This is a genomic window from uncultured Cardiobacterium sp. (genome assembly GCF_938028825.1).
GTDB lineage: Bacteria > Pseudomonadota > Gammaproteobacteria > Cardiobacteriales > Cardiobacteriaceae > Cardiobacterium.
The window spans coordinates 26,094-37,228 of the sequence record NZ_CALIZP010000036.1; the positions used below are offsets into that span (position 1 = coordinate 26,094).

The following is an 11,135-nucleotide window of genomic DNA, read 5'->3' on the forward strand; positions in this document are numbered from 1 at the left end:
TGAATCCGAGGAGACGATATGAGCGAAGAACAAGCGGAAGCCATCCCGAAAAAGAACGCGGAACAGCGTTTTACCGACGGGTTTATCAGCGAAGTCATTGAAGCGGTGCGAAACAACACCGCGCCGTGGCAACAGTCCTGGCCATCCGGCCTGGTGGCGCCGTATAACGCTGTCAAGGCAATACATACAGTGGCCGCAATGCCGTCCGTTTGTTCATGCAGGGCCTGAAAAGGGGCTACACCGACCCGCGCTGGGCCACCGCGCGGCAGATCAAGGAGATGCAGGGGCACATCCGCAAGGACGAACACGGCACCGGCATTCTTTACTACGGGCAGCGCCTCGTCATCGATGACGACGGGACAGAGAAGATGCGCGGCGTGGTGCGCCATTACTACGTCTTCAATATTGAGCAAACCAACCTGCCTGTCTTGCAACGGGAAGCATTGCGGGAAGTGACACCGGATTTACCGGCATTTGCCGAACTGCTGGCCATTCATAATCCGCGCATGGCACCGGGCGAGCCAATGTATGACCCGAATACCGACACCATCCACATGTTGGACAAGGGCGCATTCACCAATGACGGTGAGTATTACTCGGCGTTTTTCCACGAAATGGGACACTGGACCGGGCATGAAAGCAGGCTCAACCGTGACTTGACCCACCCTTTCGGCACCCCCGGCTACGCACGGGAAGAACTGGTGGCCGAATTGTCGTCCTTCATGTTGTCGTTGGAGCATGGCCTGCCGTTCTCGCCGAAACAAAGTCACGCCTACCTGCAAGGCTGGGCGGAAAGAACGGGGCAGGAACTGGAAGAGGCGTTGCGGCAGGGCTTCAAAGACGCCACGGCGGCCAAGAATTTCATCGATGCCCCTCTGCGGGAACGGCAGCAAGAGCGGGAACAGCAGGTTGTGCCGGCAACTCCCCTGACTTCACGGGATGAGGCGGAAATTGCTCCGGAAAAAGATAGGGCGGTACAGACCAAAACGGCACAAGAATATCAACCAAAGGATGGTGATGTGGTACGCACTTACTACACCAGAACAGGGAAGATCGGTGCCGAGGTGAAAATCAGCATAAGTCGGCATGAAACAAGGCCGATTTCCTATCACTATATCGGCAAGTGGGGTGCGGCCAGTGGCGTCACCCCCGAAGAGTTATCCAAAGAGGATGCAAAGTGGCGTACTACCCGCCGTGGTATCACCGTTGTTGATGGTCCAGCGGCTGCTATAGCGTTTGGCAATGCATCACTGACTGTCACGACAAAGGAAAAGAGCACAGAACAGAAAGACTCGGCGGAACAAGCGGCTCCGGCGGCCGCGCAACCCGTCGAGACGGCGGAGCCGGAAACGGGACAAGCAACTCCGGCAGCCGCGCAATCTGTTGAGGCAGCCGGGCCGGAAACGGAACAAGCAGCTCCGGCGGCCGAACAATCCGCAGAACCAGCGGCGCCGGAAACGGAACAAGTGGCTCCGGCGGCCGAACAATCCGCGGAACCGACGGCGCCGGAAGTGGAACAAGCGGCTCCGGCAGCCCATAAGCACGATGTGCGGGAAACATCCGCCACGACTATGACATCCAAGACGAGTAAGTCCGCAGATGATGCCGTTGTCCAGGCCTATGTCGCCGAGCGCTTTGACAAGCTGTTCCGCCGCGCCTACGACGAACAGGCGATGGTGGCGGAAGCCATGACGACGCGGCGGGTCTATCTGGCCGTCAGCTGGGACGAACGCCACGAAGCCAAGGCACTGGGTGCCAAATGAGATGGCAAAAATGCCTGCTGGTATGTGCCGGACAAATCGCTCCTGCCGCAACTGCAAAAATTCAACCGCCAGCCGGGCGATTACCAGCGCGCCGGTAGTGGTGACAGCATGGCAGACCTGCGCGCGATGGCGGTGTCAATGGGGCTGGATGTCGAGCGTTTTGACACTACCCCGAATGTCTGGCACCGCGTCCCGGTGGAAGGCAGACCCGCGTCCAATGATGGTGCCTACAAGATTTGGCAGAACGCGGATGGCGTAACCGGGGCAACGGTCAAGAACCTCGTCACCGGCGAAACGCGCACATGGTCTGACCGGGGCGCACGGCGGGACCCTGTGCCGGAGGTTGTGCAGCGTGCCGCCCAACTGAACCGGCAAGAACAGATACAGGCCCGGGAGCAGGTGCGGGCGCAACTCAACATCATGCGCGGGCAAGATGCCTTGGCCGCTTACAAGATGCTGCCCGACGCGCGTGGCGATGAGCCCTATTTCACCCGCAAACACATGACTTTCAGCCACGGCATCAAGCGGTTGGAAGACGGGACAATGGTCATCCCGCTGATTAACGGCGAGTGGGTCGGAGAATGGGCCGGTGTCCCGAAAGAGCGCTATCTCGGCATGGTATCGCTGCAAACCATTGCCCCTGACGGCACCAAAATGCTGATGAAACAGGCGGCGAAAAGCGGGGCGTATTTCCCGATTGGCTCACCGGCCGAACGTGCGGTACCTACCCACATCGTGCTGGCCGAGGGTATCGCCACCGCCGAGGCCGCCCACCAAATCCTTGCCGGCGGTGGCCGGCGGGTGCTGGCCGTTGCCGCCATCGATGCCGGCAACCTTGTCCATGTCGCCGGCACCCTGCAACAGATGTTTCCGGCCGCGAAGAAAATCATCGCCGTGGACAACGATCTTGGCACCGAGCAGAAACACGGCAAGAACAGCGGCATCGCTGCCGCACGCGCCGTCGCCGCCAAGCACCCCGAATACGCGCTGGCCATCCCCGAACCCATTAACGGCAAAAACACCGACTGGAACGACGTGCTTGTGCAAAAGGGCCGTTCGTCCGCGCGCATGGCCTTCGGTGCCGCGCTGGGTATCGTCGGAAAAAAGCCGGAACCCCGACAGAACCTCCTGCCGGACATCAACGGCCTCTGCCCCCGCGACGTGGGTAAGGCCGCTTTTGATGCCATCGGCGGCGATCTGAACAAATTGCCGCAGCTGCAACGCGAGCTGAACGCCCGTGGTTACAGCCTCGACACGCGGCAACTTGTCGGTGTCCCCCATCACCCCACCCCGATGCGGGATGCCTTTACCAGAGCCGTCAGGCCGCTGCCGCAGCGGGAAACCGCCGCAGCCCCACAGCCTGAATACACCCGCTAAACAGCACGGGCCAAAGCCCGAAGGACAATAATCATGACCTCTCACGAAAACCCCGATTACGCCACATGGATTGCCCAGCTGGCACAGGCAGACGATGACCGGCTGCCCCATGTGTTGCCACCGGAAGCCTATCAGTATGTGGTGGACACCCTGCTGCGCAAACGGTTCGAGTACGACTACACCGATGAGACCGAAGAAGCGCTTTGCCGGCGGCTGCCGGAACTCGTTGGACAACCGCGCGTCTCCGCCACCTGCATTGACCCGCGCTATCTCGATTTCCTGAACGATCCGGCAAACGCCCGCTACCTGCACGACAACCGCGAATATCTGAAGATGCTGGATTACCTCGTCTGGAAAATGGACAATCTTGACCCGCTGACCCCAACCGAACAGCAACTGGTGGGCAAAATGCCGGAACTCGATGGCGAGCGCATCATGACTTTCGCCGTGACGCCAGCCTTCCTGCACGAGATGGCAGAATGTCCTGAACAACTGACGGATGAACAGATGCGCTGCCTCGTCCTGTATCTGGACGCCAAAGTCATGGACAGGCTGCCGCTGACCGGCGACGAAGAAACCCTGTACAACCTGCTGGCGCGTGATGACGAATCCATGCTGCCGCCCGGTGAAGACCCGCTTGATGCGGAATTGGCCGCAATGGAATACGGCTACGACATCTACGACTACGCCGCCCTGATGCGCCGCCTCGACAATCTGCCGGACACAAGACCGCCGGATGACCCCGTCCTTGATGACTTGCCGCAGATGCCGCCGCTCAACAAGTGCGAGATCCGCGTGATCCGCCATGCCTGGGATTTTGATCCGGCAGATCCGGCGACGCTGGCGGCCGTGCTCGGTGAATACCGCCGTCGTGACGATGTTCTCGATGACACGGTCCGGCAAACCTATCTGGATGGCAGGCAGCTCTACCGCAATGCCTTTCGTGAGAGACCGGCCGATGCTGAGTAATCGGCCGCCTCTGTTGTCACCGTGGCCGCCATCTGGCGGCTGCGGCGGCCTTTTTAAGGACATGAAGGATGGGATGCAATGACAGCAGCAGGCACTAACGGCACCGGCGGTAATGGCGGGACTGTGGATTTTGACGATGCCGATGACAGCGGCCTCAACGGAGACAGCGGTACCAAGCTTTCATTCTGGAAGATCCTGTTGGTGGTGCTGCTTGTCATCGGCCTTATCGCCTTGGTCATTTTTGGCGCATTTACCTATTTCAAGCAGGGATTCAACATATTCCACAAACCCGATGCGGTCAGCAAAAAGCAACGTAACTGGTCGGCAGCACCAGATGACATCGGCCGTTTTATCGCACCGCCACCTGCGACGGAAAAACAGCCGCTCTTGTTGCCGACGGTAGAACCCCAACCTGAGTCGCCACCCCCTATCATCGAACAGCCGCCTGCCCTGCAACAGCCCAATATTAAACAGGGCGAACAACCGCCGTCACTCAAATCGCGGCGACTGGGCGGCAACGTGCGCAACTACGAAGCGAAGCAGCAATCCGAGCCACCGGCCCGCATCCCGTCCCGGCAGGTCAAACTGATGCGCACCATCGATTACACCCTGATCAAGGGGACCAAAATCCCCTGCACCCTGGAATCCAATATCGTCAGCGAACAACAGGGATTTACCAGCTGCATCATCAATCAGGACGTGTACAGCGGCAACGCGCGGGTGCTGCTGCTGGAAAAGGGGACAAAAGTCACGGGTGAATACAACGGCGAAGTCCGCAATGGTGAGCGTCGTCTGCAAATCATCTGGGACCGCCTGATTACCCCGTATGACGTTGTTGTGCAACTGGATTCGCCCGTCACTGACCGCCTCGGCGCCTCCGGTATCACGGACAAGGTGGATAACCGCTGGGGGACAAGGATTGGCTCTGCGCTGCTGGTATCGCTTTTCAGTGACGCGCTGCAAGTCTTGGGAGAACGGAGTAAATCGGCACAAGTTATTGTTGACTCAAATACCTCGGATACCTCACAGGATCTCGCGCGGCAAATCCTGCAAAACAATATTGATTTGCCGCCGATTATCTACATCCGCGAGGGCGAGATGATCAATATCTACGTCGCCGACGATATAGATTTGTCCTCAGTCTATAAAGCAGAGAACTACGGACGGTGATATGACAGAACAGCTTTCCCCGGACGCCCTGCAATTCAGTGAAACGGTCAGACGATATGGCGGCAAGGAAGCCTATGGGCGGGATTTGGCGGCCGGGAGAACCGCACTGCCGTATGAACGCTGGGTACAAATCAGGACACCGGTATTTCTGGCTGAATCTGCTTATGGCGATTGGCAATCCGTCTCAAACCGGCTGTATTTGGATAGTGAACCGATTACAACAGTTACGGGTGAGGAAATCCCAAAAGGGAATAGTAAGGAACATTTTACGCGTCTTACCGCATGGTTTAAGGAACAATATAACGGGAAAATTATTGTTAATGGTGTTGGTGAAATATTATTAGATCGTCGAGCAATAAAGAACGATATAGGTCATGGCTGGGGATCAGTAAAAATATTAACTTTCCCTATTATTCCAAATATCCTGCAAGATGGCCGGATAATTTATGCTGAAGATTTGAGGAATGAACGCTTGAAAGGTAGTTACTTATACTTTTCTGCACCTATCCAGATTAGAAATAAAGAATTCAATAAAGAACTGGATAAGGATTCTAATAAGACATCAAATGAACATACTTCACATGATTTTGTTGTCATTGTAACCGTAAAAGCACTTGAGGAATTGGATCCCAAAACCATGCAAAGCCTAAGGCGTCTGTATGTACATGAAGTTGGATTGAGGGAGCTTTTTCAAAATAAAGAACCCCAGCATCACTCTGAGTTCAAAACCGGGCTTGCTGCACCACACGGTGAGGAGTTCCACGGCCCAAGTGACGCTGGAGCTATAAGGAAAATACTACTACGTGCATACGCTGTCAAGCCTGAATCATTAAAAGCCGCACTGATACCTGAAACCGGCGAACCGCGCCTTGATTTACTGGAAAAAGAATATCCATCACCGCTGATTGACCTGCGTGGATTGGGCTGCCGGGAAGCCGCGCGCAAGCTGCATGACTTGACCAGAGGGAGCATTACGCATCTGCCGTTGATAGAAGCCTCCATTGCCGCCGATGGCAGCAAACAACTCGATGTACGGCGCCTGCTCGTCGCACAACGCCTGCATCCCACCCCACGCAAAGACGAATGGCTCAAAGCCGTTATGGAAGCACCGCAAAGGGACAAACAACACCACCGACAACAAGACTGGGACATGACACGATGAAAGAACACCATGAATTTACCCAAGCCCTCACTCCCGTTTCCTCTGCGAATCAAGCGGGCGGGGAAATTGTCCTCAACGCCGAAGATACCATCTTGGTGCAGCAAATCCATGCTGTGTTCCAGCAAATCGGCATTTATGACTTGATGACGAAACCCGGGATCACGGAAATCGTCATCAATGAACCTGACGTCATCTATTTTGAAGAAAACGCAGAATGGAAACGGCAGGAACAGCCCGGCAACAAATCCAACGAAAGGATTGAGGCACTGGGCGCGCTCCTTATCAATCACACCGGGCAAAGCCAGAAATTTGACACCAACCAACCCATGCTGAGTCTGACCATGCCCGGTGGCGAACGCGCCCAGCTGGTGCGCAAACCGGCGGCGGAAGAAGCCAGTCTCACCATCCGGATACCCTCAAGCAAGCGCTACACATTGGACGAATACCAAGCCAACGGCCTGTTTGCGGAAATCCTGCCCATCAGCGATGACATTCCGGCATTGGACAGAGAATTGCAAGAACTGCTGAAAGCCAAACAATATCGCGCCTTTATTGAGAAAGCTATTCTTTACCGGAAAAACATTGTCATTTCCGGTGCAACCGGCAGCGGCAAAACCACCTTCATGAAATCCCTGCTGGATTTAATCTCGCATCAAGAGCGGATTATTACCATCGAAGACGCACGGGAAATCTTTATCGACCATCCCAATAAGGTCCACCTCGTTTATCCCAAGAATGCCATGACGGAATCCACCGTGACCGCGAAAAGCTGTCTGGAAGCGTGTCTGCGCATGAAGCCTGATCGCATCATTCTTGCCGAGTGTCGCGGTGATGAAGCGTTTTATTTCGTCCGTGCCTGTGGAAATGGACACAGCGGTTCGATCACCTCTTGCCACGCCGACAGTGCCTTGATGGCTTACGAGCAGCTGGCCCTAATGATCAATGCCGCCCCAGAAGGCGCGGGTTTGTCGTATGACGTTATCAGGCGGCTCATCATGATGACCATTGATGTATCCATGCACTTCATGGCGCACGGCGGCCGCCGCTACATCACCGGCATCGATTTTGATCCGGGGCGCAAATTACAAATGCTGCGCGGCATGTAGGGGCGGAACATGAAAAAAGCGATAAAAGCACTCTTGATTATCGTCGGCATCGCATTATTCCTGCTGACTTTCTTCTGGCTGGCCAGTTTCCTGTTTCGCTTCTTCATGAGCGGAGGAGACGCGGGGATTATCCGCAGCCTGTTCAAAGGCAAATTTGCCCTGACAACACAAGTCCGCAGCTATCCGCTGGACATCCTGCACTACCAAATGGCTTATGGCGCCATTTATGAACGACCGCTGAAAGGTGCCTGGTTTTTGTCTGGCGCCATACACCTTGCGGCATTCCTGATCATCCTCAAAGGATTGAGCAAAAGACCGAGTCTGTACGGGGATTCACGCTTTGCCAAGACCCGCGAAATCGAAGAAGCCGGTTTGTTCATCTCGCCCGCCGAAGTCAAGAAAGGGGGACTGTTTGCCGGGACAAAAATCATCGTCGGCCGCATCGGCAACCGCTTCCTTGCCCTGCCCGGCCAGCTGTTTGCCGCCTTGATGGCTCCTACCCGCTCCGGCAAAGGGGTCGGCGTTGTTGTCCCGGTTGCACTGTCCTACGCGCATTCGATGGTGGTATCCGACATCAAGCTGGAGCTGTTCCGGCTGACGGCGGCTTTCCGCGCCAAGTGCGGTCATGAAGTCCATCTTTTTGACCCATTCGATCCGGATGGCCGCACTGCCCGGTGGAACCCGCTCTCCTATGTGTCGCGCAGTGGCGAACAACGGGTGGATGACCTGCTGCAAATTGCCACCTGCCTGATTGAAGAAACCCATGACTCCTTTTGGTCGAACAGCGCGCGCAAACTGTTTCTGGGGCTTGGGTTGTATTGCCTGGACAAAGAACAGTACTACCGCGCGCAAAACAACAAGGATGTGGTGTTTGTGCCGACAATCAAGGAAATCCTCAATCTCGCCACGGATTTTTCCGGCGGCGCCATTCAGCATTTTTCCTCGCTGATGAACGATGAATTTGTCAGTGCCATCACCCGCCAATCCATCAACAGTGCCATTTCCGCCGGGGAAAAGCCCTTTGCCTCCGTCCTGGCCACGCTGACCACCAGCCTGTCCCCGTGGCTGTCCGAACCCATTGCCAATGCCACCTCCGGCGATGACTTCGACATGCGCGATGTCCGCCGCAAACCCATGACCCTCTATTTGGGTATCAAGCCCAAAAACCTGATTCAGGCCAAAACCATCATCAACCTGTTTTACAGCATCCTGATTCATGAAAATACTTCCGTCATGCCGGATGAAGATCCATCGCTGCAATATCAATGTTTGATGCTGATGGATGAAGGCACGGCTGCCGGCCGCGTCAATATTCTGGAAAAAGCCATTTCCTACATGGCGGGATACAACCTGCGCCTATTGTTCATTGCGCAAAGTCCGGCACAAATCGAGGATGAAAAAACCTATGGCATACACGGTGCCCGCAATATCCTGACCAATATTGCCCTCAAAATATTATTCAAGCCCAACGATGTGCGCGACAGCGAAGAATACTCCAAATTGCTGGGCAAAATTACCGTGGAAGAGGATACCTCGCGCTCACGCGGCGGCGGTAACATGGGAGTATCAACGACGCGGACACAGAACCAGCGTGACTTGATGATGCCGCAAGAACTGCGGGCCATGCCGCTACAAGAGGAAATCATTATTTACGATGGCATCTCACACCCGATCAGGGCTCAAAAGATTTGCTATTACAAGGATCGTGTCTTTATTCCAAGATTCAAAGGACAAAGAAATACCATTGTCCGGCCATTAAAAGAACGGATGGATAGGAAAGAAGTCATTGCCGATGCCGTGAAGACAATCGTCTGTGATGAAAGCCGAACCTATCGCAACAGACTTGAAGACAACATCAACGAATACGCCGCCAGACAGGCATTCACCACAGCTGTTGTCGGCAATTTTATCGGCCGTGTGCTGGAAGAAAACACGCAACGGCAAGCAACGGCCGTCTGATGATTCCATGCACTAACCAATAAGAGGAAGAACCATGCAAAACGATCCTGATGCTGTCAGCCACTATGATGACCCCAGAGATGATCCCCGCAATGCGGGTTATGAACCTCCGGAACACCTGTATGAAGAAGGCCCTCCACCCATAGGGATGGAACCACCCGCCCCGAGCGGCGAGCAGGGACAGGCTGCCCCGGACATTGCGCAAGAATGGCCTGCGCCGGACATCGGACCGGAACAGATGTCCACCACACAACCAGCCGCCAAGACCACCCAAGAGGCAGGATCAACACATGAAGAAGTCATGATTGAGCCTGATTGGGAACGTTCGGAAGAACGGTGGCGGGAAGCGATGTACCAACAACTGCGCGGCGAACTGGAAGAAATCGTGCGTGAAGCGACCGGCAAAAAAGCAGACGAACCGGTTGCCATGCCGGATTACCAATTCGCCGCGAATGACACCCTGTATGGCTTGCCCAAACCGGATGTATTGCGGGAATTTTATGGCTTGCCGGCAAAAGAAAAGCACCGAGAGCCGGAAGAACCCTTCAAGCGCAAATTCAATCGTGGTTTGGAACCGGAAAAAGCAGGGGGAGAAATCCATCTGGATTACACCTTTGAACGATTCAATGCCCAAAACGAATACACGGAAGTCAGGAAGCATGTGCTGAATCCGTCAAGGATGCTGGATTTCCGCAATGAAGCCGTATTTGAGCATAAAGGTGATGGCAGCCGCATCACGATCCGTAAAAACAAAATCATCTGTGACAACACGGATCGCAATATCCAGTCATCCCTGGATATTGCGCAAGACATGGGCTGGGATGTCATCAAGATCACCGGCGGCAGCAAAACGGCCAAAGCCGAGATGTGGTTTCAGGCACAAATGCGGGGAATGGAAACCCGCGGCTACGAACCAACGGAAGCCGACAAGAAACGCCTCTTGGGGGCGCAAGAACGCGAGCGCAAAGAACAGGCCGCACACAGCGGAGATATTACCGAGGCCCTTGACATCAAACCCCGCCAAGAACCGGAGCAAAACCTTGCCAACGAACAGCCATCCCAAGAGCCGCCCCGTCCGGAGGCGCAAACCAAAGACCCGGCCGCAACGATGGGAAATGCGGATCATGCAAACGAATCGCCACAAAGCGACAAACCCGTGAACGACGGCAATCAGAAAGGTCAAGAATGAATCAGGGAAAGACCTCTCGCAGGCGGAATTTGATGAATTATCACTGGATCAGCGCATTGCCTATACCCGGAAATTAATGTTGAGCGAAGTCACCAAACTGTTCCCACTGGACGAAAAAGAATACAAAGACCTGGAAAATACTTTTGACCAACAGTTATCCATATTTGCCCGCAATGGGGGAAGAATGGATATAAAGAACTTCAAATCGGACATTCAGCATGGGTTACCCATTGCGCAAAAAGAATTGAACAACGCGGCGCGCACGGAACAAAACAGGAAAAGCCATGCGGAAAGAATGGCCGAACAACAAAAGCCCCGGACACGGGAAAAACAAAACGATCACAGCTTGTGATCACCCATTTTCAACAAACCAGCACAGAGGTGTTATAGCTAATGGATTTCATTTTTCATACAGATCCTAAATAGCTTGTCGATATCAT

The 11,135-nt window shown here is 54.8% G+C and carries 10 protein-coding genes; all 10 read left to right on the top strand.

Annotated elements, in window-relative coordinates; all coding sequences use genetic code 11:
• Positions 1-18 precede the first annotated feature (18 nt).
• The 10 genes from Q0562_RS05860 (at position 19) to Q0562_RS05905 (ending at position 11,047) form a co-directional block, all read left to right on the top strand.
• A complete protein-coding gene (locus tag Q0562_RS05860) occupies positions 19-228 on the top strand; it encodes a hypothetical protein (RefSeq protein WP_298642417.1) in 210 nt (69 codons plus the stop codon).
• The gene (locus tag Q0562_RS05865; RefSeq protein ID WP_298642420.1) at positions 216-1,763 is read left to right on the top strand and encodes a zincin-like metallopeptidase domain-containing protein; all 1,548 of its coding nucleotides are present in this window, start codon (positions 216-218) and stop codon (positions 1,761-1,763) included. The genes Q0562_RS05860 and Q0562_RS05865 overlap by 13 nt, the downstream gene beginning before the upstream one ends.
• A gap of 24 nt (positions 1,764-1,787) precedes the next feature.
• Positions 1,788-3,140, top strand: a complete 1,353-nt coding sequence (locus Q0562_RS05870; RefSeq protein WP_298642423.1) for a toprim domain-containing protein — start codon at positions 1,788-1,790, stop codon at positions 3,138-3,140.
• A gap of 33 nt (positions 3,141-3,173) precedes the next feature.
• Complete coding sequence (locus Q0562_RS05875; RefSeq protein ID WP_298642426.1) at positions 3,174-4,109, top strand: hypothetical protein; 936 nt, start codon at positions 3,174-3,176, stop codon at positions 4,107-4,109.
• A 78-nt stretch (positions 4,110-4,187) separates the two neighbouring features.
• A complete protein-coding gene (locus Q0562_RS05880) occupies positions 4,188-5,279 on the top strand; it encodes a TrbI/VirB10 family protein (protein WP_298642429.1) in 1,092 nt (363 codons plus the stop codon).
• 1 nt (position 5,280) lies between these two features.
• Positions 5,281-6,441 (top strand): hypothetical protein, encoded by a 1,161-nt coding sequence (locus Q0562_RS05885; RefSeq protein WP_298642431.1) that lies wholly within the window; start codon positions 5,281-5,283, stop codon positions 6,439-6,441.
• Entirely contained in the window at positions 6,363-7,547 is a 1,185-nt protein-coding gene (gene virB11, locus Q0562_RS05890; RefSeq protein ID WP_298642434.1) for a P-type DNA transfer ATPase VirB11, read from the top strand. Before Q0562_RS05885 ends, virB11 begins: the two co-directional genes overlap by 79 nt.
• A 9-nt stretch (positions 7,548-7,556) precedes the next feature.
• On the top strand, positions 7,557-9,506 hold the full coding sequence (locus Q0562_RS05895) for a type IV secretory system conjugative DNA transfer family protein (protein WP_298642436.1): 1,950 nt from the start codon (positions 7,557-7,559) through the stop codon (positions 9,504-9,506).
• Between the two features lie 34 nt (positions 9,507-9,540).
• On the top strand, positions 9,541-10,695 hold the full coding sequence (locus Q0562_RS05900; RefSeq protein WP_298642439.1) for an LPD7 domain-containing protein: 1,155 nt from the start codon (positions 9,541-9,543) through the stop codon (positions 10,693-10,695).
• Positions 10,696-10,771: 76 nt separating this feature from the next.
• Positions 10,772-11,047, top strand: coding sequence for a hypothetical protein (locus tag Q0562_RS05905; protein ID WP_298642442.1), 276 nt, complete (start codon positions 10,772-10,774; stop codon positions 11,045-11,047).
• Positions 11,048-11,135: the final 88 nt, after the last annotated feature.